Here is a 24,003-nt window from a genome sequence, read left to right on the forward strand (position 1 = left end):
TCATTACAAATGATCTTACAACGATCACAACCGGGTAAATGTCAAAGATATTGTTTAGACTTAGAAATATTCCAGATGATGAAGTAGAGGAAGTACGCGAGTTACTGACTAGCCATCATATCGATTACTATGAAACATCCGCAGGCAATTGGGGCGTTTCCATGCCAGCGCTCTGGGTAAGGGATGAGCATGAGTACCAGGAAGCAAAAAAATTACTCGACAATTATCAGGAAGCACGTTCTATTCGTGTCCGGGAAGAGTATGCGCGACTCAAAAGAGAAGGGAAAAACAAAACAGTGCTGGATAGTTTGAAGGAAAATCCCGTCTTGTTTATTGCCTATATATTAATTGTGCTAATCTTGCTTTACTTGCCATTCAAGCTGATTATGGAAATAACCACGCTATAATTTCTGATTTTTCCAGTCGTTGTTCGAATTCATTCATTGAAATCTTTTTTGCTTGCTGATCCGGATTGAATCAAATTAACTTGAAAATAATCATCGCTTTCCTGTCGGGTGCGCTGACTGTTCTGGGCTTTGCACCGTTTTATCTTTTTCCAATACCCTTTGTTACACTGGCGTTATTATTCTATTTCTGGCGTAAGAGCATAAAACCTTTTAGTGCAGCCATACTGGGTTTTTCTTTTGGCATGGGAATATTCGGTGCGGGTGTAACCTGGATTTATGTCAGCTTGCATGATTTTGGCGACATGCCAATGCCGCTGGCTGTATTGGCTTTGATCTTGCTTTGCGCTTATCTCTCGCTATTCCCGGCGTTAACCGGCTGGATTTTGGTCAGATCGCGCACTATTGCACCCAGTATTTGGCCATGGATGGTGGCATCATTATGGATGATATCAGAATGGTTGCGGGGTACCTTGTTTACCGGTTTTCCCTGGCTTGCGATCGGATATTCACAGGCGCCTTATAGTCCTTTCTCCGGGTTTGCTCCAGTGGTGGGTGTCTATGGCATTTCATTTCTGCTGGTTTTGAGTGCTGCGTGGCTAACATCTTGGTTTGAGCAAAGGCATGCCTGGCGATTTTTATGCTTTTTGGCCGGTGTCTGGGGATTGGGTCTGGGGTTGCAGTGGATAAACTGGACCAACCCTCAGGGTGATCCTGTGGCAGTGAGTCTGTTGCAGGGAAATATTGCGCAGGACTTGAAGTGGCGGGAAGATCACGTGGTAACGACTATGGATGCTTACGCGGGGCTTATTCGGGAAAGTAACAGTCGGCTGATTGTAACGCCTGAAATATCGATTCCTTTGTTTCACGAAGATGTGCCGATTAATTACTTGTCAGAGCTTGCTACTCATGCGAGAGCAAATAATGGTGATGTGCTGATCGGCATGGCTGAATCGGCATCCCCAGACAGAAATGAATACTACAATACCATGTTTAGCCTGGGGATATCTCCCGAACAACACTACCGGAAGCATCATCTGGTGCCATTTGGAGAATATATCCCGTTAAAATCGGTGTTTGGCTGGATTATCCAGGTGTTGAATATACCTTTGTCAGATTTCTCACGCGGAGCACTGGATCAGCAGCCTTTGCATCTAGCTGGACAAAGAGTGGCAATCAATATTTGCTATGAGGATGTATTCGGTGAAGAAATCATCAGGCAGCTGCCCCAGGCATCACTGCTGGTGAATGTCAGCAATGATGCCTGGTTTGGGCGTTCCATTGGCCCGCGGCAGCACTTACAGATTTCACAGATGCGCGCCTTGGAAACGGGTCGATATATGTTGCGTGCCACCAATACCGGCGTAACTGCTATCATTGATCAACGAGGCAAGGTCTTGCAGGAATTGGAAATGTTTACCACCGCAGGTCTGCATGGGATAGCACAAGGCTATTCAGGCACTACACCGTATGTGCGTGTTGGCAATGGTCTGGTATTAGGGGTTGCAGGATTACTCCTGATCATCGGGTGGCTATCAGTCTTCTTTTATAGAAAACGTAAAACCCTGTAAAATGCTAGCCGTGATCAACAGAACCATTCCGAACTAATCTTTTTGTCTACATTGATGCCTACACTGACATTTCAGGAAATGATTCTGACGCTCCAGCATTATTGGAGCAAACAGGGTTGTGCCTTACTACAGCCTTATGATATGGAAGTAGGCGCTGGCACCAGTCATACCGCTACTTTTTTGCGCGCATTGGGGCCAGAGCCCTGGCGTGCAGCCTATGTGCAACCATCACGCCGCCCCAAGGATGGCCGTTATGGCAATAATCCGAATCGGCTGCAGCATTATTATCAATATCAAGTAGTATTGAAACCGGTGCCACAAAATATTCTGGATTTATATTTTGGCTCACTTCAGACATTGGGTCTGGATTTGAAGCAGAACGATGTGCGGCTGGTTGAAGATGATTGGGAAAATCCAACGCTTGGCGCTTGGGGACTAGGCTGGGAAGTATGGCTGAATGGCATGGAGGTAACGCAGTTTACCTATTTTCAGCAAGTCGGGGGTATCCATTGCCGGCCGATTACGGGTGAGATTACTTATGGGTTGGAGCGTCTGGCCATGTATCTGCAAGGGGTGGAGAATGTTTTTGATTTAACTTGGACAGAAGGGCTCAGCTACGGTGATGTCTACCATCAAAATGAAGTTGAGCAATCGACTTATAATTTTGAATGCAGCGATACCGAATTTCTATTTCTGGCTTTTGGTAAATATGAAGAACAGGCCAATGATCTGATGGAAAAACAATTGCCGTTACCTGCCTACGAACAAGTCCTGAAAGCGGCGCACAGCTTCAATTTATTAGATGCCCGGGGAGCTATCTCGGTAACCGAGCGGGCAGCCTATATCGCGCGTATCCGTAATTTGGCGCGTCGCGTTGCGCAGGCGTATTACGATAGCCGTGAACGTTTGCAGCCTTCCTTTCCCTTGGCTCCCCGTGAGTGGGTGGCGCAAATGCCCAAGAAAGCAGGGTGAGCATGATAACGAAAAATCTGCTCATAGAGCTGCTGGTTGAAGAACTGCCTCCCAAATCGTTGAATAAATTGGGTGCGAGTTTTGCTGAGATACTGATAAATAGTTTGAAGACTCAGAATCTCGTTATGCTTGATGCGGTGGTGACTGCCTATGCTACGCCACGCAGGCTGGCAGCGCATATTACACAGGTTTTGGCGCAAGCTCCCAATCATGCGGTGACGACCAAGTTAATGCCTGTTTCAGTTGGTCTGGATAAGGAAGGGCGAGCGACTCCGGCTTTGATCAAGAAATTGAGCGGATTAGGTGTGGATGCATTTGTTGTTTCGCAGCTGAGTCGGGCCATGGAGGGTAAATCTGAAACTCTTTTCCTCGAGCGTGTTGTGCCGGGTATTGTGCTTGCTGAGGGATTGCAGCAAGCGCTTGATGATGCGATTGCGCAATTACCCATTCCCAAGGTGATGACCTATCAGCTCGCAGATGGCTGGGAGAGTGTCAATTTCGTTCGTCCAGCACATGGCTTGATCGCATTGCATGGCACGGAGATTGTTCCTGTGAGCATATTGGGTTTGGCTGCCAGCAAGGCGACACAAGGACATCGCTTCGAGGCGAGTACTCATCCTATCGTCATCAGGGAAGCGGATGGTTATGCCCAGCAACTGGAAACAGAAGGGGCCGTTATTGCCAGCTTTGCGGAGCGCCGTACCCGAATTTCAAATCAACTTATCGCCGCAGCCGCTAAAGAAAGCCTGCAGTTTATTCAGGATGAGGCATTGCTGGATGAAGTGACGGCACTGGTCGAGCATCCTAACGTGCTAATAGGCAAATTTCCGTCAGAATTTCTTGAAGTACCGCAGGAATGCCTGATCCTGACGATGAAAGCGAATCAGAAATACTTTCCGCTGCTGGATAGCGAGGGAAAACTGGTGAATACCTTTTTGATGGTATCGAACATCTGTCCAGTAGATGCTCACCTGGTGATTGATGGTAATGAACGCGTCGTGCGTTCTCGTCTGGCTGATGCAAAATTTTTCTTTGATCAGGACCGAAGAAACACATTGGTTTCACGCATTCCCGGACTGGATAAGGTGGTTTACCATCATCAGTTGGGTACGCAAGGTCTGCGTATTGAATATGTGCGCACTATTGCGCACGAAATCGGACAAATGCTGGGTGGAAATGCTCTGGCAGAACAAGCAGGGGAAGCGGCGAGATTAGCTAAAGTGGATTTACTGACCGACATGGTCGGAGAATTTCCCGAGCTGCAGGGCATTATGGGGCGCTACTATGCCCAGCACGAGGGTTTAGGCGATGCGATTGCCTATGCGATAGAAGATCACTATAAGCCCCGTTTTGCGGGCGATGTGCTGCCACGTAATCTGGTTGGCGTCTGTGTGGCGTTGGCAGACAAGCTTGAAACCTTGATCAATCTGTTTGGTATCGGACAAATCCCCACCGGAGACAAAGATCCTTTTGCTTTGCGCCGTCATGCCTTGGGCGTGATCCGTATCCTCATTGAAAAGGATTTGCCACTTGAAATGGAGAGACTGCTTGAGCGAGTCATTGATATTCTCCAGGATAAACGCATTGCGGAACAATGGGCGCAGCGAGCGGCATCTGCGCAGCCACCTCTTCGAGTAGCTAAGATCACTGTCCAAGGCCAGGGTTTTAGTCCCCGTCACATTCCTTCCGAAGTGAATGGGCAATTGTTGGAATTTATCTATGATCGTCTGGCCGGGAGTTTGCGTGAGCAGGGCTATAGCGCGCAAGAAGTGGATGCGGTATTGGCGCTTCATCCCCAGCATTTAAATGATATTCCCAAACGGATTGCCGCTGTGCGTGCTTTTGCCTCCTTGCCAGAGGCAGCCAGTCTTGCAGCTGCCAACAAGCGTGTGAGTAATATCCTCAAGAAGGTCGCTGTTGATATCGGCTCACAGGTAGATGTTGAACATTTACAGGCACCTGCCGAGCAGGCGCTGTATCAAGCTTTAATCGAGATGCAAGACAAAGTGGATGAGGCCTTCCTGGAGAAGGATTACACGGTTGCTCTGCAAATCCTTGCCGCTTTGAAGGCGCCCGTGGATACTTTCTTTGATCATGTCATGGTTAATACCGATGATGACAGGCTGCGTAACAATCGCCTGGCTTTGCTTAAGAAGCTTCAGCAGGTCATGAATCGAGTGGCTGATATTTCCAGACTAGCGAGCTGAAATGAAACTGATCGTCCTTGATAGCAATGGTGTGATCAATGAAACCAGTCATACCTTTATCAAAGCGCCTGAGGAATGGATGCCGATACCGGGTAGCCTGGAAGCGATTTCACGGCTCACCCATGCAGGTTATCGCGTGATCGTTGCTGCCAATCAGTCGGGTATTGGACGCGGATTGCTCGATATGGCCACTTTTAATGCCATCAATGACAAGATGTTCAAGGCTGTTCACCAAGCCGGGGGACGCCTTGATGCGCTTTTTTTCTGTCCGCATACACAGCAGGATAAATGCCATTGCCGTAAGCCCGAAACAGGTATGTTCCAGGAAATCATGCAACGTTATAGCACGGATCTCAAAGGGGTACCTGCTATTGGTGATTCATTGCGAGATTTACAGGCAGCAATAACTGTCGGTGCCATCCCGATTTTAGTGTTGACTGGAAAAGGTGAAATGACCCATGCAAATGGTAATCTGCCAGAAGGTACGCAAATTTTTGCTGATTTGGCATCAGTCGTTGATACACTGGTGAAGCGAATATGATACTGGATACGTTGCGCGCGACAATTTACACATTATTACAAATTATTATCACTCCGCCCTATGCACTAATCACGCTCTTCTGCTTTCCACTTTCGCCACATCATCGTTATAAGGTTACCTATGGCTGGACTCGCCTCATGCTGTTTCTGCTGAAGGTAATTTGTGGGCTGCATTATCGTGTGATTGGTGCTGAGAATATTCCTGATCAGCCCAGTATTGTGCTCTCGAAGCATCAATCAGCATGGGAAACCTTGGCATTACAGCAAATTTTCCCACCTCAGGTATGGGTGCTTAAAAAAGAGTTGTTGCGGATTCCATTTTTTGGCTGGGGATTAGCCATGACCAATCCGATCGCAATTGACCGCAGCTCGGGTAAAGCGGCATTACAGCAGATCGTCGAGCAGGGTAGAGAGAGATTAGAACAGAATTTCTGGATAGTCATTTTCCCGGAAGGAACACGCATTTCTCCAGGTAAGACGGGTAAATACCACATAGGTGGCGCATGGCTTGCTACCCATACCGGAGCCCTGGTGGTACCGGTTGCGCACAATGCCGGAGAGTTTTGGGGAAAAAATTCGTTTGTCAAATACCCCGGAAAGATCACGGTAAGTATCGGCAAGCCAATTGATCCAACCGGCATGGAGCCCGGAGAGCTTAACGAACGTGTAAAAGCCTGGATCGAAGCTGAAGTCTCGCGCATCAGCTGTTTTGGAAAGAAAAGGTATGATGGACAATTTGTTTCGATTCCCAACGAGCCGCTCAAAGATACAGAAAAATGAGGCACGCAGCGTTAAGCTTGCTGACAGAATAATCGCTTACACGCTTGTTCGTCGTAACCGGAAAACCGTTGGTCTGAGAATCAATCGAGAGGGTTTGACTGTTAGCGTGCCTTTGCAAGCAACTCTCAGCAGCATTGAGCGAGTGTTGCACAATAAAGCAGGGTGGGTTATCGGAAATCTGGATGCCTGGAAAGAGAAAAGAATCATCCAGCCTGAGTGGTGTCCGAATAGCACTTTCTGGTTGTTGGGTGATCCCTATCGACTGGCGCTGACGGGATTAGATAAACTGCAAATGGTGTCGCAAGACAATAAAGTAGACCAAGTCCAGGAAATACCCTCTTCTTTAGCTGTACTCACTTCCTGTCAAATCGAGAAATTCGTGATGGCCTGGTATCGTAAGCAGGCGATGGCGCATATGAGTGAGCGAGTGGCGCTCTATGCAGATAAATTGGGTGTGCCCTTGCCAAGACTGAGATTATCCAGTGCACGAACCCGCTGGGGAAGTTGCAGTTCACACGGGACGGTGTGTCTCAACTGGCGGTTGATTCAGTTGGCAATTCCTTTGGTAGATTATGTTGTCGCACATGAATTATCTCACCTTATTGAGATGAATCATTCTTCTGCATTTTGGAAGGTAGTCGAGAGCATTTATCCGGATTACCGGCAAGCTCAAGTAGAGCTAAAGAAAATCGGCTGATCGGAACGATTCAGTTTTTTTAGTGTATATGCTTCTATCGTGGATGCATGATACAAGATTTCCCACTGCCTGCTATTGTGCATATAATGTTGTCTCAAGCTGTACAAAAAGCCCGAAAATGATCCCTTAGCGGTTACTTAGCATGGTCATTGAAGGAGTGTTTTCCCTAGGAACCCCTTAACCACAAAACATTACAAGCAAGGAGAGAAAATGAAGCACCCATTTAAACTCATTACCCTGGTTTGCGCACTTTTGCCTTTTTATGCTCATGGTGGAGGTGATCCTGATTTTGTCAAGTTTCCTGAGAGCTATCAGCAAAACTTTACGAAATACGATACCGCCAACCGAGCTAATCAGACACAGGTAGCAAAATTCTATGCGAATGGGATAGCTGTCGAGAGTTATAAGAAAGGCAAGGAAGCAGAGCCTGGGGCAGTGGTTATCATGGAAATATATGAGCCTAAAAAAGATGCAGATGGCAAGATCATCTCAGGTAAAGAAGGTCTTTTCGAAATTGAAAAATTGGCAGCAGTTGCAGTCATGGAAAAAAGAACTGGTTGGGATAAAGCTTTTTCTCAGGATAATCGCACGGGTGACTGGGGATTTGCCGTGTATAATCCAGATGGTACGCCCAAAAGCAACGATCTGAATTGTGTTCAATGTCATACTCCATTGAAGAATCAGGATTATTTATTTAGCTTCCAGAAACTGGTCGATTTTTCAAAGAATCATTAATGGCTAACGTGAAATAAATATTGTTGGTGACCCATGCACAGGTTGTAAGTTTCTTAAGACTTGCAGCCTGTTTAATTATCTGGTTTGAGATAATTAAAATAGGATGTATAGGAAGGATACCTGTATTTTGACCTCGACATGATGAATGGGGGCACCAGGAATCTTGCAGTATTGGGAATCTAGCTACTTGATTTTCCATAAATACTGAATGACTAGCATGTTGCTACAACGGTAAAAAAGTACCTAAAAAAACATGAATTAAAAGCTTCGATGACACATTCTGTTATCAAGCCTTTACTCTTGTTCCTCTAGTTCTAGTATTTGGGCGCTGTTTTTAATCAGAATTTTCAGTATCTGCTATAGTTGAGATTTTAGTCATTTTCAAATATTTTCCTGTACGGCTACGGAGATGAGTATATTTACTTTATGTGAGTTTGGTTATGCGTAGCCTTGCTATATTATTTTCTACCTTATTAACAGCGACATTGGCGCAGGCTACGACCTGGATACTGCCTCCATCGGATATTGATATTTTTGGTCAAATAGAGGTGGTAGCAGCGAGTCGTGAGGAGACCCTGCTTGATATTGCGCGCAGGTACGGTATTGGACAGGATGCAATATTGCTGGCTAATCCCCTGGTGGATCGCTGGCTTCCTCCTGATGGCGCTCCAGTTGTCATACCAGCTCGACACATTTTCCCGCAGGCTGAGCGGACTGGTTTGGTAATTAATCTACCTGAAATGCGGCTTTACTATTTTCCTAAACCAGAAAAAGGGAAGAAACCGGTTGTCATTACTTATCCTATCAGCATAGGCAGAATGGACTGGCGCACGCCGCTGGGTAGAACAACCGTCATTAGAAAGCAAAAGGATCCTACCTGGATACCGCCTCAATCACTTAAGAACGAGGCTATCGCAGCAGGTAATCCACCGCTACCGGATATCGTTCCGCCCGGCCCGAATAACCCATTGGGCCGCCATGCTTTATATCTGGGTACGACGGGTTATTTGATCCATGGCACTGACAAACCATTTGGTATAGGTATGCGCGTGACTCATGGATGCTTGCGCATGTACCCTGAAGAAGTCGAGAAATTGTTTGATCAGGTAGCTGTCGGAACACCTGTTCAGCTAGTCAATCAACCCATAAAACTTGGCTGGCTAGCTGATTCCTTGTTTATAGAATTGCACCCGCCACTGGAAGAAAATGAAAATGAGTATGCTGATTATATGCAGAAAGTGCGTGAATCAATCGCCAGTTTTCTTGAGAAGAGTACCAATGGCAGAAAAATAAATCACGCCATAGAGGATATCATCATTGATGAATCGGCTCTTGAGCTGGCGGTGTTTGAAAAGAATGGCATTCCTGCCTTGATTTCAAAATAATAAGCAATAAAAAAAGCCCCAAACGGGGCTTTTTTATTTCACCTGCATAGTTTATTTATACATGGATCGTTTGAACATACGATCAATTTTTGTTTCAGTTTCGATTGAGCGTGCATTGGCCTCATTGGCAGTGTTGAGTGCTCTGTTTGCAACATCTTTTGCTTCATTCGCAGCTGCTCTAGCTGCGCCAGCTTCTGATTTAGCAGCATTTGCATCTGCTTGAACAGCATTGAGCTGTGCTTTGACTTCTTCGAGACTCCCTGTAGTTGCACAACCAGATAACGCAACAGAAGCACCCAGCGCGGCTACAGTAAATACATACTTCATTTTTTTATTCATCTTTATCTCCTTACTGTTATTTGATTAAGACAAAACCTGAAATTCCCAGCATAAATTGTTGCCCATTCAAGTCCATCTCTAAGAAATCTGCGACAACTCCGTGATGCTACATGATTTCTTAAGCAATATAAAGGGTAGAAATGCGTCATATATTGGCTTTATTCATTCTAGCTAAGGCCTTCTTGGGTAGTATGCAAATTTACCACAGCTTCGTAGCATTGAACCTTAGCCCGAATATTTCATAAATTCGCGTGATGATCACGCAGGATTTTGATTAATAGGGAAGTTTTGAGAAAGAGTGGTGTAGTGACTCATACACCCGACTGAGCAAAATCTTTCTTATTAATCAAAAGGCAAGTGAGGGCACGTGCCAATTTATGAAATATTCGGGTTAGCATAGCGCTGCTTATTTTCCTTTTTATGACAGACTTCTTGATTCTTTAAAAGGCTATGTCATGGCGGCAAGGTCCTTCAACTGAATCGTGCAGACTCTTCATTTCAGCTCAGCGAGCCTCAGCGTATGCCAGCTAGAACAAGCTTTCATCATCACTTACCTTCAAGAAATACTATAAATCAGGCCAATCACAGCGCACGCGCCCATCACCTGAATGACATTCCACTTGAAATAGAACAATGCAACGCTTGCGGTCAGTGTGATCAGCGCAGCTGGCCATTCGAACAAGGCTGAGAAGCCTTCCGGCCACAGGACGTGGTAAGCGAAAAACACTACCAGGTTGAAAATGACACCGACCACGGCAGCCGCGATAGCGGTCAAGGGGGCAGTGAATTTAAGGTTGCCGTGGGTGGTTTCCACCAATGGTCCACCGATCAGGATGAATAAAAATGAGGGCAGAAAGGTAAACCAGGTTACTACCATAGCTGCCGTGGCACCCGCCAGAAAAGTCAGTTCGGTACCAAACAGTGCATTTGCATAACCGCCGATAAAGCCGACAAACGCGACCACCATGATGAGCGGCCCGGGGGTAGTTTCGCCGAGCGCCAGACCATCGATCATTTGCGCAGGGTCCAGCCACCCATAATATTCGACTGCGCCCTCATAGATATAAGGCAGGACTGCATAGGCGCCTCCAAACGTCAATAAAGCTGCCTTGGTAAAGAACCAGCCCATCTGGGTCAACGTGGCATTCCAGCCAAATTGGCTGGCGAGCAATGTCATCGGCACGATCCATAGCAAGACGCATACTACGATCACAGTAGCCAGGCGTGACCAGCGGAAACGGGCGTGCTCGGGGAGGGGGGAGTTATCGTCGATGATGGCTGGGCCGTATGACCGATTGAGTTTACTATGCCCTGCGCCAGTCAAGAAGCGAGCCGGCGCCATCCGTCCACCGGCATAACCGATCAACGCAGCAGCCAGCAGAATAATCGGAAACGACACCTGGAAGATTGCCATCGCGACAAAAGAAGCAGCAGCGATCGCCCATAAACCTGGATTCTTGAGCGTCCGTAATCCGATCCGGTAAGCAGCTTGCAGTACGATAGCGGTTACCGCAGGCTTAATACCATAAAACAGTCCGGTCACGAGGGAGACATGACCAAAAGCAATGTAAAGCCAGGATAAGATAATCAGGATGAGCAACGATGGCAACACAAACAGTGCACCCGCGGCGATGCCTCCCCAGGTTCGATGCATTAGCCAGCCGATATAGGTAGCGAGCTGCTGGGCTTCAGGGCCGGGCAATACCATGCAGTAATTCAGCGCATGCAAGAAGCGTTTCTCACTGATCCAGCGCCGTTGTTCAACTAGCTCCGTGTGCATGATGGCAATCTGCCCTGCTGGGCCGCCAAAACTGATCCAGCCGAGTTTGAACCAGAATAGCCATGCTTCACGGAAGCTGACTTGGGCAGGGAGGGCTTCCTTGTCAGAAGCGGCTGTCATGTTGCCTGAAGTGTTTACGGAAAGCACTCATGGAAAATTTCTTATCAATGATGCTTGTGATGAGCAGGCTGAGCTTCTGCTTCGGCAGGGAGATCAGTCGTCCGAATCTGATAGGTAGTATGGCAGGTGACACAACGCTGCAGGGTGGTGCTCAGCTGACCCAGGGTATGCTTGGGATTCTTCAGGGTCTCAGCATCGGCTGCAATTTGGTCAAAGCTTTGGTGCACCGACATGCCAAGCTGCATGAAATCCTCGGGTAGCACTGATCGTAAATGATTTTCTCCCGTATGCGCCATCGCCATGCCCAGCATACGCGCATGGCGAGCGACCGCCATCATATCCTCTTCCGAGAGCGCCTGTAGAATCTGCTGCGTGCCGAGCAGCAATGCGTTCATTTCGGTCAGGATGTGATGGCGCTGCATTTCATTAAGTGAGAGCACTTTACGTTCATCAATATCCGCGGCCATGACTGTAGTTGCGATCAAACACATTACAAGCACATAAATCTTTTTCATCAGAATCTCCTTTAAGCTTGATAATCAATATGAACAATAAATCGGTCACTGGCTGCTTCTGGGTGGAAGCAGAGAAAGTCTATGCTCAGGCGGTCCGGGCAGGAACGCCGTTGCTTTGCCAGTCACCCAGTCAGCATGACCACTGCCATAGTAGGGTGAAAGCGGGTGGCCGCTTTGTCCCCCGGGCATCGAAAAATAGCCTTGCTCTTCATCGCCTGGCGCAACCACGAAACGCTGTGATGCGCCAAAATTGGGTGACTGGATGCGTGGCATATAACTATCACCCGGCAATGGATCACGCGGCATATCCAGCCACTGAGCGATAAATCCTGGCAGCATGCGACTCAATGGATGCTGAATAGCTGCCGTATTCTGCTCACCCCAGGTACGCGCTGTTATTCCTCCTGGCTGAGCCTGCATGCGTTCGGCGATACGTTGTGCGCAAGCTACGAGCAGTTGATTCCAATCGGTATATTCCGGCGGCAGCAGATGCAGTGGGCGTTGCTCAAGCAATATCCACACGGCATGTTCGCTCTGAGCCAGCCGTGGTAATAAGAAATTCGGATAACGGCGTCTTGCTTCAGCAGAAAAATTATCCAGGATACTGTCGATGACCTCCTGACGAAACGTGCGCACGATACGGTAGGCGGCAGAGTTAATGGAAGCATGACCATCCCAATCACGCAGTGCTGCTTGCGTTTCTGTGCGCCAGGCAGAAGCGGGCGCCAGATTCAGTGTCCGTTCAAGCAATTGCCGCCAGCGAGAAAGAAACAAGGCGCGGTCATCTAATTGAATCGAGAATAAATCAGCGGGTATGAAATGTTCACTTTTCTGCAGGCTGTCCCGGATCTGCTGGGTACGCGCACCAAGCTCATAGCCCCCATCGCCAAGATGTTCAAGCATGGCGCCATCGACTGCTCGTGCGTTGCCATTCCACAGACGCTGCTCTGGTGGATTACTGATCAATGGGTATTTTGCTGATTCCAGCCAACCACGCCAGCCGGTATTTCCTTCACTCCAGTCTGCTGGTTCACTTGGATTGTATTGGCCGATGCGCAATGGGATGCGTCCAGCGATCGTCCAGGCGATGTTGCCGTCACGATCTCCCACAATGAAATTTTGTGCGGGAATACCCGCATTCTGGGCAACAATAATGGCGTTATCTACCGTTTCCACCTGCTCAAGGTTGATAAGATCCAGATTGACTGAATTAGCCTGGTGGGCAACCCAGACCAGCGCCAGCGGCGTGCCATCATGATCACTTGCCAGTATGGGCCCCCATTCGGTTTCACGAACCTCGAGCATTTCATCCGTTGTGCCACGCACACGCAGTATTTCACGGTGGACTGTGACGGATTTCCAGCCTTCTGCGCTCCGATAACGCGATGAATCTGCCGGATCGACCATTATCCGTACCCAGTCGGCCATGTCGCCGTAGCTGTTGGTAAAGCTCCAGGCAATATGACGATTGGAGCCTACGACAATCGCAGGTGCGCCAGGCAAACTCACCCCATTCGTATCAATGACCCGTTCAGGGCGGTGAGGGTGAGGATAAATGAGTCGTGTGCGGAACCACAAACTGGGCGTCCGTAGCGAGAGATGCATATCATTGGCTACCAGCGCAGCACCCGCAGCCAGTGAGCCGGCTACCGCAAAGCTGTTGCTACCCGATGCTTCATCATGCTGATCATTCCTATGATTCTGTATGTTGCGCTTCCGGTCAGGATCAGGTTTGCGCAAATCGAGTTCTTCACTGGAAGGGGGGTGTGGCCATTGAAAAGGTGCACCAACCAGCGGCGCATCCCATTCACCTCCGCTTGCAGCTAAAAATTGGTAGGCAGATTCGGGCAGTCCGGCGCGCAGCGTGGAAAGTTGCAACTCACGCTGAACGCTGGATTCTTGCAAAGTAAAATACATTGACAGAATCACCAGTAGACTGTCTTCACTACGCCAGGCATGCGGTTGGGTACGCGTCAGTAGATAAGGAAATGGGCGCACCATGAGCGCAGTCAGCCCTTCGTTTACGCCATCACGATAAGCATTGACCAAACGGCGTTGGACTTCAGGCAGATCGGCTAGCATTGCTGTAGCGCGGGCGCGCATCCGGTGTCCCCGCGTCTTGCGATCGGCGGGTAGTGCGGCTACGCCAAATAGCTCAGCCAGTTCTCCCGCAGCACTGCGCCGCATGAGATCCATTTCAAAAAAACGCTCTTGAGCATGCACATAACCCAGCGCCCTGGCGAGATCAAAACGATCCTGCGCGCGTAGGGTTACACTTCCCAGTGCATCGCGTTCAACGGCTACCGATGTGGATAGGCCGGAAACAGGCGCTTCTCCATCATATTTTGGCAGACTGCCTTGTAACAGTAACCAGGAGGCGCCTGTCAGCAATAGCGCCAGAACAGGCAGCGCGAGCAGAAGCCAGCGAATCAGATTGAATCGACGCATCATTGCAACAATCATTTGCCGGAATCAGGAAGATTCAAGCTGTGCGCGTATTGCTTCAATCCGTTTGCGATTCATGCCTAAATCACTTTTCCCTAAGCGGGAAGCCGAACGTACCTGAATGACATGGGCAACCGGGTCAAACCAGAATTCCGCGTCATCCACAAATTTCATGATTCTGGTCGTAAATTGAACATAGAGGTAATACTCATCGCTAGTGATGACTTCTGTGCCCTCCATGCCTTCGATAATGCTGCGTATGCGGGCCATGGTTGTGGCGGCATCACCGATGAGCGGCAATGGCTCGATACTGGCGTAATTAAGCTGGGGATGATCCGGATAAAGTGTGGCCTGACTGGACACACTGTTAGGTGTCATGGCAGGTGGTTTGAGCTTGCCCTCGTGTACGCCCAGATCGGCCGGAGCTATTCCTTTAAGCATACCAAGTTGACCCGCGAGGACTGCTAGCACTATTGCAATGACAATTAATAAAGTAATGATCAGTAGCCATTTGATGAATATCATAATGAAGTCCTGTTTGATACTGATGATGAAGTTGGCAATTTATCAGGAAATGTAAATATTTAAATAAATTTGACCAGATCAGCATTGCTTGCGCATGATTTGTCTTGTCTATTGTTTAGATCGGCGTATTCTCCACCCGATTCCTATTGCCAACAAAGCTGCTGCTACGAACCATATTCCATATCGCTTTATCCATTCAACCGGATTTTTTTGTGCAAATACTTGTATCTCAGCAAGATCAACGATTTCCTGACTTTCCTGCGCGCTGTCGAGGGTTATCAGATGAAGCCGGAGCGTAAGTGTTTGACGATTCGGTGTTAAGGGTGTGATTTTCCAGGACCAGAGCGTTTCACCGTGACTAGAAAGAAGCTGCACTTGCGGCCCCGGATTATCAATGTGAAATGCATTCCCCACGATTTCTGCCTGCATGCTGGAGTGCACCTTGCTGGTAATGCCCCGTATGGCAACACCATGGGGAGACTTAGCTATAATGTTATTGATGCGCTTTGCCAATGCATGAGTATCCAGTTGAAGCGTAATATCAAAGGGTGTGAATTGCACGACTTCTGCGGGTAACGCGACAGCGGTGCTTTCAACGGGTAACTTCATCATGATGGCGGGAGGGAACTGCTTCTTCCCAACCAGAGCATGTGCAAGAAAATTCATTATATAGGGTATGAAAAGAAGGGCTGCCAACAAGGCAGGGAGGAGTATGTTGAAACTTATTGCAAATTTACGCATTATTTCTCCCAGCGAATTCATTAATTTCCATATTTTTAAGGATTTTATCATCTAATCTTAGGATCAAACCCTGATTGATCATTATGATTCAGAATACAAAGTAGACTCTGGTTCACATTATTTGCAGGAAACATATGTCCGTATCTGAACAAAATATCCCTTATCTCATCGCCCATCGTGGTTATCCTGCGCGCTATCCAGAGAATAGCCTTGCCGGGTTTGAGGCTGCGACGCTGGCTGGAGCCTGCTTTGTCGAGATCGACATACAATTGAGCGCTCGTCGAACCCCATTCTTATGTCATGATGATCATCTGCGGCGCTTGACGAGAAGTGATTGCTGGTTGACCCAGCTTGACGATGAAGTCATTAATACGCTTTCAGTGCCCTACCCACGTTTGGGTTTGTCTGATTCACCAGAAACTGAACCATTATCTGATTTGGCCACTTTCTGTCAGCATTTGCAAGCACGGCCGTGGGTAACCGCATTTGTCGAAATAAAGCTGGAAAGTATTGCTAAATTTGGTTTGACGGTAACAATGGATGCCATTCTTGAAGTCATTTATCCTTATATTAGGCAATGTGTCCTGATTTCGTTTGATTCACGAGCAGTAATGCTTGCAAGGCAGCAGGGTGCTGAGCGGATTGGCTGGGTTATCCCGAAATGGGACAGTGAGCATGCGGTTATCGCAAAACGGCTGGCAGCAGAGTTTCTGTTTTGTAGCACCCGACGTCTGCCGCATGAACCTGGAGCACGATGGCAAGGTCCTTGGCAATGGGTGGTTTACACCGTCAATGACAGTCACACAGCGCTCAAGTATGCTGATGAGGGTATTGCTCTGATCGAGACCGATACCATTGGCACATTATTACAACATCCAATACTCAAACAGCATGCCTGTATCCAACCACTATGACATCGTTATCATTGGCGGCGGGATTCAGGGGGCCGCCGTGGCGCAGGCCGCTGCAGCGCGTGGTTATACCGTTCTGGTGCTGGAAAAAACTGCGTTGGCTGCGGGGACTTCAAGCCGCTCCAGTAAATTGGTTCACGGTGGTTTGCGCTACCTGGAGCATGGCCATCTTGCACTTGTCCATGAAAGCTTGCGAGAGCGATCTGACTGGCTAAGGTTAGCGCCTTCCCTGGTCAGACTGAGTCCGTTTTATATTCCGGTTTACCGGAAAACATCCCGCAGCACGCTGATGCTGCGGACAGGACTCAGCCTGTATGCCTTGCTGGCTGGCGGCGGCGCCTCATCGCGTTTCCGCTCCGTTCCCCAATCTGCCTGGGAACAACTGGATGGCCTGACAACCGAGGGGCTAAAGCATGTTTTTCAGTACTGGGATGCTCAGACCGATGATCGGCTTTTGACCCAGGCGCTGATGCATTCAGCAAGTTCACTGGGCGCAGAATTGCTGTGCCCTGCGGAATTTATTCATGCCACCCTCTCCCCAACACTGTGTGAAATCGATTATCTCCAGGAAGACAGGATAAATCACTGCAGCGCAGCGGTCATTGTTAATGCTGCCGGGCCATGGGTTAACAGGGTGGTACAACGGATCGATCCTCATCCGCCGGAATATCCTGTTGACCTGGTGCAAGGAAGCCATCTGGTGCTGGAAGGATGCCTCAACAGAGGATGTTATTATCTGGAGTCTCCTATAGATCGCAGGGCAGTCTTCGTGCTGCCATGGTATCAACATATCCTTCTAGGAACGACCGAAACCCTATTTAACGGCGATCCGGAAAAATCGTCTCCATTAGCCACGGAAGAGGCTTATTTACTGGATTGTTTTCATCATTACTTTCCAGAAAGAAATATGGCCGTCAGAGAAAAGTTTTCCGGTCTGCGAGTGCTTCCCGTAGCTCATGGAGTTGCTTTTCATCGTTCCCGAGAAATTCATCTGCAGTGTGATACGTCTCAGAAGCCGCGAGTCGTCAGCATCTATGGCGGTAAACTGACAGTTTGCCGTGCTACTGCGCAAAAAGTGCTGCATATCATTATGCCAACACTACCTGATCGCGCGCCTAGAGCGGATGTTTCCAAATTGATAATCGAAGCGCCATAGGCGAATATTCTGTGGTGATGCATCGCTCTCATACTTTGGCTATCGATCAGGGTACGCATATGACGCGTGCGTTATTATTTGACGATACGGGGCAGGCCGTCGCAACATTCACCCAAAAAATTGCGTTATACCCGCGTAGTCCAACGGAGGTTGAGCAGAATCCCGATGAGATTTTGAGCTCCGTTCGGCAGGTCATCGCCGAGGCTAGGCGTTATGCCCAAAAGCATGCGCTCATGATCAATCGGGCAGGATTAGCCACGCAGCGTTCAAGCGTGCTTGCCTGGGACAGAAAAACTGGCCAGGCCTTGAGTCCTGTACTCAGCTGGCAAGACCGCCGTGCTGCAGCTTGGCTGAGTTCGTTTGCTCCTTACGCGCAAGCTATCGCGCAACGTACGGGTCTACGCCTTTCGCCACACTATGGCGTCAGCAAATTGCAATGGCTAAGACAGACACTTTCCCCTGTCATTAAAGCAGAACAGCAATCCCGCCTTGCGCTGGGCCCCTTGGCAAGCTTTTTACTCTATCATTTGCTTGAGGAGGCTCCCTTTGTTATTGATCATGCCAATGCTGCGCGTACCCTTTTATGGAATCTGACGGATTGCGACTGGGACCCGTGGTTGATGCAGTTGTTTGGAATTCCACCCTCCATCCTTCCGCTGTGTTGTCCTGTCCGCTATGAATATGGTCACTTGGCTGGCTACGGTATTCCCTTGACGGCGGTCAACGGTGATCAGAGCGCCGCACTTTTTGCGGCCACTACACTTGCGGAAAGCAGAATATTGGTCAATATAGGAACCGGTGCCTTTATGCTGCAACCAACGGGTAAAACGTTATATCGTCATCCCAGGTTACTGAGCGGGATAGCAGATAGCCATGCGACACAGACTAGTTATACGCTGGAAGGAACCGTAAATAATGCAGGCAGCGCCTTGGATTGGGCTGGTGTGCATTGGCATATCACTGATTTGTACCATCAGCTTGAACAGGGATTGATGACGATTCATGATCCACCGCTGTTTATCAACAGTATCAGTGGACTAGGATCGCCATGGTGGAGCGAAGGCCCGCAGCCTCAGTTAACTGATCTCGAGGGAAATGCGCTTGTGAGCGCGCCATCTGTACATATTCTGGTTGCGGTTACCGAGAGTATTCTTTTTCTGATTCAGGCTAATTTGGAGGCATTGACAGAAACGGGGAATGGACTCCAGCATTTAGTCATTAGCGGTGGTTTGGCGCAATCGGACGCGCTCTGTCAGAAATTGGCTAACTTATCCGGATTAACCGTTCATCGACCGGTGCTGGTGGAAGCGACAGCGCGGGGTATTGCCTGGCTTGCTGCCGGTAAACCAGCAGACTGGTCGGTTTTTCAGGAAACCTGCTTCTGGCCATCCAGAGAATCTGAAGCGCAAGATTCAGGGCTAAATGGGCGATATCGCCGATTTCTCGCTATTCTGGAAAAGAAAATAAGGGATAAAGGAGATTTTGATCGTTCTGAGTGATCTTGTGTAACCTGGTTCTGATGCCCCGGATTCCTTAGAGTCAGTAAGAGTAAGATTTCGCTAATAAATTTACTGCATGCCCGAATACGGCGTTGCAGCCACCCCAGAATTAAAAGGTTATCGGTGCTCTGAAGGTAAGAGTTGCATCTTGTGCATTGTCGGTCGCACCGATACCGATGGACAAATTAAAGTTGGTTCGTTGGGAATATCTGAATGCATAACCCAGTAATACTTGTCCAATATCCAGCGCAGAACCGCTGATTTTATCGCCATTTACTCGAGTATTAAAGAAATGTCTATGAGAGTATCCCAAGTTAAAGGATGATCGTTCATTAATGTTAAATCCCATACCAAAAGTCATCCCTACTGCGTCGCCCGGATCGACCTTACCTACATTTCCATCAGTCTCCAGGGTATAGGTGTATTGGAGATTGCTGAAGAATACTGCTGGATCGGTTGGATAAAGCGCGGTAACGCTTGGCTGGAAGCTAAAAAAACCTGATCCTGTTGGGGCTTCTGTTGGGAACATGGCGCCGGGGACTTCCTGTGATTCAACAAATTTGATATCAAAGGGACTTGTTCCTGTGGGTATCGTTGTGACCATATTACCCACCAAAATAGGCCAGCCACCCGAGCCATCGGTGAGCTGGTAACGGGCTGTCAGCTCAACATCCCCGATATTATTTCCGGTTGCGTTGAACGTTTCATTAATGCTTGAACCGATACTAACAGGGCGGGAACGCTGGATATCAGCACGATATACATAAGGAACCCTGGCTTCCAATTCTAGACGACTAGTCGCCCCATAGCGTAACCCAAGGCTGGCAAAAAGACTGTGCCGAGTAATGTCACGAATATCGATGAGACCGACCGCAATTGCCGGTATAAAAGTAAAAGCATCCAGAAATACGCGACTGTTATCGGAATAAGAATATGCCAGGGCCGGTTCAATAATAATGTTGCCTTTTTTGGTTAAAACACCTCCTACCGTTTCACTCAGCCTGGGCATTTCTGGAGGCCTTGCTGGTTCTTTCGATACAGGAGGAGCCTGGCCGACTGGTCCAGAGGGTATTTGATTCGGCAATGCTTTGGGTGTGTCTTCTTTTTGCTTCGCTACGGTACTGGTTTGGGCTGATGGCTTTGACTGATCTGATGGAGTAGGGGATTGTCTGGATAGCGCATCGAGGTGTTTTTTTAAGCGCTCCAATTCCTTGCCTTGTTCTTCAAGTAATTGACGCTGTCTTTCAAATTTTTTTTCCTGCTCAGCAAGAAGCTGCCGGTAGTGCGCTAATGAATCTTCAGATTTGCTTGTTTCGGCGTAGCTGCCATTTATGAAAAAAAGACACATGATAAAAATAAAGCATCTGATGATTCCATTCAAAAAATAAAGCTCGTGTTTTTTTTTCATTTTTGATTAAATTGACAGCACTTCTTGCATATAAGGTGAGTTGCATTATAAGGCCCGATGAGAACGCTGTAACTAGAAAAAAAGAGGGTATTAGTACAAGTTCTGCTCTGTATTTTGAGGAGGGGACATGCTTATAATGAAAGTTTTTTGCTATGCATGTAGCCTTGCCGGGAAGATTTTATATCCGGTTGCGGTATCTAACACCTTAAAGATTATTAGTGTAAAACGGGTAAAATCATATTCATGCCGCCATGACCATGGCTGTGATGTAATCCAATATTCTGCAGGTTGCCGATCTCAATGTTAATTTCATTGATAGTCTTGATTACCTGATCATCTAAGTTATTTTGGATGACATTGCCCAAACCTGAGATAGCTAGATCTGACGCCATATTGTGACTGCCATTTTGCAGCAGCAAGCCATTTTCGGGAAATTGCAAGAAGGAAGAAAAGGTTTCGACGCCGTTCAAGGAAATAATTCTTTCAAAGCTGAAATCTATCGTTACTCCATTGGGGAGCATAAACCCGCCTCTTTGTTGCGCTAATTCACCGTCAGTCGCCCGGGGCCAGTTATCATAAGCATCAATAGAGGAGACAGATCTGACTGATGATTCATCTGCCGATGCCTGGCAGGCAATGGTTAGGCATACAACAGTGATGAATAGAGATAAGGTCTTAGAGTTTTTCGGGGGAATGTCTAATTTATAAATGCTCATATTTAACATCCTGCAATAAATTAGAAATCAAAAGGACCAGGCACTTGCCCGCGTATTAAAACATGATATTCAGCCAAACTGCTTCGATCAATGGCATCCCCCAGTGGCGCCAGGCGGGCGGCCCATTCCTTCTGACTCTGGAAATTTCCCGTGCCGATGCTTTCATCCGCATGGATTAAAAACAGGATACGTTTTTCCCACATTTCTTCAAATTCGTCGCGCGGTACAATATGGACACCTTTAGCTGGATCGCCCACCAGGACACGCTGTGCAGTAATGCCTTTGATAATCACGAAATGTAAATAGCCATTTGCATTGATAATGGTAATGGCGGGACTGTTAGCAGCCACGAGCTGATCTAAATTAATCTTGAACCCATCGGACCGGTAGCCTCGTCGTTGCAGATAGTTTTTCATATCCAGTAAGGAAAAGCCCAGCTTCTTGATCTTCTCCTGCTCGCCATGTTGAAACATATCCATGAATACATTCTGCTCATTCACGCCGTCGCCATAATGAAAAGTAAGCAGACTTGCTAAGGCTGCCGAACCGCAACTAAAATCATACTGTTGTTTATAAACAGTACTAAACTTCATTTCCGCGAAACTCTTCACTGAAACGTTGTAGTTTCCTCCGCCTGCGATGCCATTCAGGTCAAGAGAGCTAGCGCCAGCAGTGCTGCAAAATGCAGACAGGATGAGCGCAGCGCAGCGAGCAAAGAGAGGTTTCATATCAGAATTGAATAGTTGAATGAGCATATTAAAATATCGGCATTAGGGCACAATAGTTACATTCACAATAGTGGAGTCCTGAATAATAACGTTATTGCCGCTATTTTGAATCACGGAAAACATGCCGCCAGAACCCGCAAATGCGCCGTGGTCAATAATATTCGTTCCAGTGACGCTATTGTTTGCTACATTACCCGTTAAGGTGGCTTGCACATTCATGTTATTTATCGCAGTGATATCGATGCCTTCACGGCCCCGTGCGTTTTCAAGATCATTATCGGGTACAGCTTCAGCTAATGAAAAAGGTAATGCATCATCAGATTGGCTGGAAGATGCCTTGGCGGTATGGATAGACAATGTCAAGACAAACAGAAGAAGCAGGCTGCTTTTTATAAATGAAACCATCTTAATAACCCCCTTCGTTCATTTTTTCCCCAGGATACCGGCGACGGAAGCTGTTCACCGGCATCCTTTCTCTAACTAAAGCGCTGTAATGCTGCTTACAACTCTAGTTATTAAGGGTTGACATTCACGTTGCCTTGGAAAGACACTTGCTGTTGCGCCAAGGCATTGGCGCCGTGATTTTGAACGGCTTGGTTGATGCCCGCAGCGCCATTGAAGGCATTGTCTATGTTATTGCTGGCGGTGATGGTATTAGCGCTGCTGTTATCTGCATCACCCAATGCAGTGGAGACTCCCGCGCCGGTAACCGAGCCTGCCAGCGATGAAGTATTAACCGAGTAAGTGGCGGTTGCGTCGCCATGGTTGGAGGCTGCCGTTCCTGCACCATCCGCAGTCGTGGTGCTGTGATCGCTGCTATCGCTGTAATTGGAGGTTGCAGTACCGCCATTGGCAGCTGCCGATCCTGTACCATTCGCAGCCGTGGTGCTGTTATCGCTGTTATTGGTGTTATCTACTGATGCAGTGCCGCCATTGTTAGCTGCCGCTGAGCCTTGCGCGCTGGCCTCTGCGAGGCTGTTATCGCTGTTGTCGCTATTGTCGCTATTGTCGCTGTTGTCTACCGATGCAGTGCTGGCGCCGTTAGCCGCTGCTGAGCCTTGTGCACTGGCGCTTGCAGAGCTTTTATCATTACCGCTATCGGCAGTGTTGCCGCTATCGGTAGTATTGTTGCTGTTGTTGGTAGAGCTGTCGGGATTGTTGCTATCGGCAGTATTGACAGAGTTGTCAGAGCTGTCATTGTTGCTATCGTTAACAGAATTATTAGCGCTGTTATCGGAGTTGTTAGAGTTGTCCGAGTTATTGGAGTTATCGGAGTGATTTGAGTTATCGGAATTATTGGAGTTATCCGAGTTATTGGAGCTATCGGTTGCTGTTGCATACTCATTCGCGATCGTGCCCGGACCGGTTTGACCATTATTGGCAGTAGCGGTTTTATTCACATTGTTATCTATGGCCGTTGAGCCACTATTATCTGCACTACCGGCAGGATTGGTATCTCCCTCAGTGATACTTGGATTCGCCAAGGCATTACCTGCCACCCCAAAAGCAAACACGATGCTTGCAGCAATGATTTTTTTGCTGAATTGATTCATTTTTTAGTTCTCCTTGATAAAAGTTGACTAATCCTGATTTCACCACACTAAAACGAATGTTTAAGTTAGGTGTCTCATATTCTCATGGAGTGCATGAAATAAAGGAATAAGCAAAGGCTCTAATTTTATATAGGGAAATTCTTTAAAAATGAATTGAAAGCACTCATGTTCTGTCGCGAACGAACTGACGGCTTTCTATTTGCGGCAAGAGAGGGAGCTAATGAACCGCGCGCTAACTGGCTGCAACCTGATGTTGCGAGACGTTGTAGATCAAAG

23 protein-coding genes are annotated in these 24,003 nt (G+C 47.9%); 12 read left to right on the forward strand and 11 right to left on the reverse strand.

Features of this window, described 5'->3' with window-relative positions; all coding sequences use genetic code 11:
* Positions 1 to 38: 38 nt before the first annotated feature.
* The 9 genes from BLW34_RS04460 to BLW34_RS04500 all read left to right on the forward strand — a co-directional run bounded on the left by BLW34_RS04460 (position 39) and on the right by BLW34_RS04500 (position 9,291).
* Entirely contained in the window at positions 39 to 407 is a 369-nt protein-coding gene (locus tag BLW34_RS04460) for a DUF6164 family protein (protein ID WP_090576142.1), read from the forward strand.
* 74 nt (positions 408 to 481) lie between these two features.
* Positions 482 to 1,975, forward strand: a complete 1,494-nt coding sequence (gene lnt / locus BLW34_RS04465) for an apolipoprotein N-acyltransferase (protein ID WP_256203595.1) — start codon at positions 482 to 484, stop codon at positions 1,973 to 1,975.
* Positions 1,976 to 2,029: 54 nt separating this feature from the next.
* Complete coding sequence (gene glyQ, locus BLW34_RS04470) at positions 2,030 to 2,947, forward strand: glycine--tRNA ligase subunit alpha (protein WP_090576147.1); 918 nt, start codon at positions 2,030 to 2,032, stop codon at positions 2,945 to 2,947.
* 2 nt (positions 2,948 to 2,949) lie between these two features.
* A complete protein-coding gene (glyS, locus tag BLW34_RS04475; RefSeq protein ID WP_177165953.1) occupies positions 2,950 to 5,154 on the forward strand; it encodes a glycine--tRNA ligase subunit beta in 2,205 nt (734 codons plus the stop codon).
* A gap of 1 nt (position 5,155) precedes the next feature.
* Positions 5,156 to 5,695, forward strand: a complete 540-nt coding sequence (gene gmhB, locus BLW34_RS04480; RefSeq protein WP_090576150.1) for a D-glycero-beta-D-manno-heptose 1,7-bisphosphate 7-phosphatase — start codon at positions 5,156 to 5,158, stop codon at positions 5,693 to 5,695.
* A complete protein-coding gene (locus BLW34_RS04485) occupies positions 5,692 to 6,474 on the forward strand; it encodes a lysophospholipid acyltransferase family protein (protein WP_177165954.1) in 783 nt (260 codons plus the stop codon). The genes gmhB and BLW34_RS04485 overlap by 4 nt, the downstream gene beginning before the upstream one ends.
* Positions 6,419 to 7,171 (forward strand): M48 family metallopeptidase, encoded by a 753-nt coding sequence (locus BLW34_RS04490; protein ID WP_256203584.1) that lies wholly within the window; start codon positions 6,419 to 6,421, stop codon positions 7,169 to 7,171. The genes BLW34_RS04485 and BLW34_RS04490 overlap by 56 nt, the downstream gene beginning before the upstream one ends.
* A 210-nt stretch (positions 7,172 to 7,381) precedes the next feature.
* The gene (locus BLW34_RS04495) at positions 7,382 to 7,906 is read left to right on the forward strand and encodes a cytochrome P460 family protein (RefSeq protein ID WP_090576153.1); all 525 of its coding nucleotides are present in this window, start codon (positions 7,382 to 7,384) and stop codon (positions 7,904 to 7,906) included.
* A gap of 440 nt (positions 7,907 to 8,346) precedes the next feature.
* Complete coding sequence (locus BLW34_RS04500; protein ID WP_090576156.1) at positions 8,347 to 9,291, forward strand: L,D-transpeptidase family protein; 945 nt, start codon at positions 8,347 to 8,349, stop codon at positions 9,289 to 9,291.
* Between the two features lie 51 nt (positions 9,292 to 9,342).
* Here the strand turns inward: BLW34_RS04500 and BLW34_RS04505 are convergent, their stop codons facing one another.
* From BLW34_RS04505 to BLW34_RS04530, 6 genes are all read right to left on the reverse strand, one after another.
* Positions 9,343 to 9,630 (reverse strand): Lpp/OprI family alanine-zipper lipoprotein, encoded by a 288-nt coding sequence (locus BLW34_RS04505; protein WP_090576159.1) that lies wholly within the window; start codon positions 9,628 to 9,630, stop codon positions 9,343 to 9,345.
* A 556-nt stretch (positions 9,631 to 10,186) separates the two neighbouring features.
* Positions 10,187 to 11,530, reverse strand: coding sequence for a chromate efflux transporter (gene chrA, locus BLW34_RS04510; RefSeq protein WP_090576162.1), 1,344 nt, complete (start codon positions 11,528 to 11,530; stop codon positions 10,187 to 10,189).
* A 44-nt stretch (positions 11,531 to 11,574) separates the two neighbouring features.
* Complete coding sequence (locus BLW34_RS04515) at positions 11,575 to 12,045, reverse strand: hypothetical protein (protein WP_090576165.1); 471 nt, start codon at positions 12,043 to 12,045, stop codon at positions 11,575 to 11,577.
* Positions 12,046 to 12,090: 45 nt separating this feature from the next.
* Entirely contained in the window at positions 12,091 to 14,508 is a 2,418-nt protein-coding gene (locus BLW34_RS04520; protein ID WP_256203586.1) for a penicillin acylase family protein, read from the reverse strand.
* Between the two features lie 9 nt (positions 14,509 to 14,517).
* Positions 14,518 to 15,015 carry a DUF1499 domain-containing protein gene (locus tag BLW34_RS04525; RefSeq protein WP_090576167.1) on the reverse strand — a complete coding sequence of 166 codons (498 nt, stop codon included), beginning with the start codon at positions 15,013 to 15,015 and terminating at the stop codon, positions 14,518 to 14,520.
* Positions 15,016 to 15,123: 108 nt separating this feature from the next.
* Positions 15,124 to 15,756: a hypothetical protein gene (locus BLW34_RS04530; protein WP_143037863.1), complete on the reverse strand. Its 633-nt coding sequence runs from the start codon at positions 15,754 to 15,756 to the stop codon at positions 15,124 to 15,126.
* 134 nt (positions 15,757 to 15,890) lie between these two features.
* On the opposite strand from BLW34_RS04530, the gene BLW34_RS04535 reads away from it, so the two are divergent.
* Genes BLW34_RS04535 through BLW34_RS04545 form a run of 3 tightly spaced genes read left to right on the forward strand, consistent with a single transcriptional unit; the run spans position 15,891 to position 19,322 of the window.
* Entirely contained in the window at positions 15,891 to 16,670 is a 780-nt protein-coding gene (locus BLW34_RS04535) for a glycerophosphodiester phosphodiesterase family protein (RefSeq protein WP_090576173.1), read from the forward strand.
* Entirely contained in the window at positions 16,648 to 17,823 is a 1,176-nt protein-coding gene (locus BLW34_RS04540; protein WP_090576176.1) for an FAD-dependent oxidoreductase, read from the forward strand. Before BLW34_RS04535 ends, BLW34_RS04540 begins: the two co-directional genes overlap by 23 nt.
* A 17-nt stretch (positions 17,824 to 17,840) precedes the next feature.
* The gene (locus BLW34_RS04545) at positions 17,841 to 19,322 is read left to right on the forward strand and encodes an FGGY family carbohydrate kinase (RefSeq protein ID WP_256203596.1); all 1,482 of its coding nucleotides are present in this window, start codon (positions 17,841 to 17,843) and stop codon (positions 19,320 to 19,322) included.
* A gap of 109 nt (positions 19,323 to 19,431) precedes the next feature.
* Here the strand turns inward: BLW34_RS04545 and BLW34_RS04550 are convergent, their stop codons facing one another.
* From BLW34_RS04550 to BLW34_RS04570, 5 genes are all read right to left on the reverse strand, one after another.
* Positions 19,432 to 20,670, reverse strand: a complete 1,239-nt coding sequence (locus BLW34_RS04550) for a hypothetical protein (RefSeq protein ID WP_090576291.1) — start codon at positions 20,668 to 20,670, stop codon at positions 19,432 to 19,434.
* 275 nt (positions 20,671 to 20,945) lie between these two features.
* Positions 20,946 to 21,446 carry a hypothetical protein gene (locus BLW34_RS04555; protein ID WP_090576181.1) on the reverse strand — a complete coding sequence of 167 codons (501 nt, stop codon included), beginning with the start codon at positions 21,444 to 21,446 and terminating at the stop codon, positions 20,946 to 20,948.
* Between the two features lie 20 nt (positions 21,447 to 21,466).
* Positions 21,467 to 22,174 carry a C39 family peptidase gene (locus BLW34_RS04560; protein WP_090576295.1) on the reverse strand — a complete coding sequence of 236 codons (708 nt, stop codon included), beginning with the start codon at positions 22,172 to 22,174 and terminating at the stop codon, positions 21,467 to 21,469.
* 42 nt (positions 22,175 to 22,216) lie between these two features.
* Positions 22,217 to 22,579 (reverse strand): hypothetical protein, encoded by a 363-nt coding sequence (locus tag BLW34_RS04565; RefSeq protein ID WP_090541553.1) that lies wholly within the window; start codon positions 22,577 to 22,579, stop codon positions 22,217 to 22,219.
* 110 nt (positions 22,580 to 22,689) lie between these two features.
* Entirely contained in the window at positions 22,690 to 23,727 is a 1,038-nt protein-coding gene (locus BLW34_RS04570; protein WP_090576184.1) for a hypothetical protein, read from the reverse strand.
* Positions 23,728 to 24,003 lie beyond the last annotated feature (276 nt).

Source organism: Nitrosomonas sp. Nm58, from assembly GCF_900107335.1.
Lineage (GTDB): Bacteria > Pseudomonadota > Gammaproteobacteria > Burkholderiales > Nitrosomonadaceae > Nitrosomonas.

Coding starts and splice junctions, on each gene's coding strand:
- BLW34_RS04540 (WP_090576176.1), top strand. CDS start 16,648: ATGCCTGTATCCAACCACTATGACATCGTTATCATTGGCGGCGGGATT.
- BLW34_RS04490 (WP_256203584.1), top strand. CDS start 6,419: ATGATGGACAATTTGTTTCGATTCCCAACGAGCCGCTCAAAGATACAG.
- BLW34_RS04550 (WP_090576291.1), bottom strand. CDS start 20,670: ATGTGTCTTTTTTTCATAAATGGCAGCTACGCCGAAACAAGCAAATCT.
- BLW34_RS04555 (WP_090576181.1), bottom strand. CDS start 21,446: ATGAGCATTTATAAATTAGACATTCCCCCGAAAAACTCTAAGACCTTA.
- BLW34_RS04545 (WP_256203596.1), top strand. CDS start 17,841: ATGCATCGCTCTCATACTTTGGCTATCGATCAGGGTACGCATATGACG.
- gmhB (WP_090576150.1), top strand. CDS start 5,156: ATGAAACTGATCGTCCTTGATAGCAATGGTGTGATCAATGAAACCAGT.
- BLW34_RS04515 (WP_090576165.1), bottom strand. CDS start 12,045: ATGAAAAAGATTTATGTGCTTGTAATGTGTTTGATCGCAACTACAGTC.
- BLW34_RS04560 (WP_090576295.1), bottom strand. CDS start 22,174: ATGAAACCTCTCTTTGCTCGCTGCGCTGCGCTCATCCTGTCTGCATTT.
- BLW34_RS04570 (WP_090576184.1), bottom strand. CDS start 23,727: ATGAATCAATTCAGCAAAAAAATCATTGCTGCAAGCATCGTGTTTGCT.
- BLW34_RS04500 (WP_090576156.1), top strand. CDS start 8,347: ATGCGTAGCCTTGCTATATTATTTTCTACCTTATTAACAGCGACATTG.
- BLW34_RS04530 (WP_143037863.1), bottom strand. CDS start 15,756: ATGCGTAAATTTGCAATAAGTTTCAACATACTCCTCCCTGCCTTGTTG.
- BLW34_RS04565 (WP_090541553.1), bottom strand. CDS start 22,579: ATGGTTTCATTTATAAAAAGCAGCCTGCTTCTTCTGTTTGTCTTGACA.
- BLW34_RS04460 (WP_090576142.1), top strand. CDS start 39: ATGTCAAAGATATTGTTTAGACTTAGAAATATTCCAGATGATGAAGTA.
- glyQ (WP_090576147.1), top strand. CDS start 2,030: ATGCCTACACTGACATTTCAGGAAATGATTCTGACGCTCCAGCATTAT.
- BLW34_RS04495 (WP_090576153.1), top strand. CDS start 7,382: ATGAAGCACCCATTTAAACTCATTACCCTGGTTTGCGCACTTTTGCCT.
- BLW34_RS04535 (WP_090576173.1), top strand. CDS start 15,891: ATGTCCGTATCTGAACAAAATATCCCTTATCTCATCGCCCATCGTGGT.
- glyS (WP_177165953.1), top strand. CDS start 2,950: ATGATAACGAAAAATCTGCTCATAGAGCTGCTGGTTGAAGAACTGCCT.
- BLW34_RS04505 (WP_090576159.1), bottom strand. CDS start 9,630: ATGAATAAAAAAATGAAGTATGTATTTACTGTAGCCGCGCTGGGTGCT.
- BLW34_RS04525 (WP_090576167.1), bottom strand. CDS start 15,015: ATGATATTCATCAAATGGCTACTGATCATTACTTTATTAATTGTCATT.
- chrA (WP_090576162.1), bottom strand. CDS start 11,530: ATGACAGCCGCTTCTGACAAGGAAGCCCTCCCTGCCCAAGTCAGCTTC.
- BLW34_RS04485 (WP_177165954.1), top strand. CDS start 5,692: ATGATACTGGATACGTTGCGCGCGACAATTTACACATTATTACAAATT.
- BLW34_RS04520 (WP_256203586.1), bottom strand. CDS start 14,508: ATGATTGTTGCAATGATGCGTCGATTCAATCTGATTCGCTGGCTTCTG.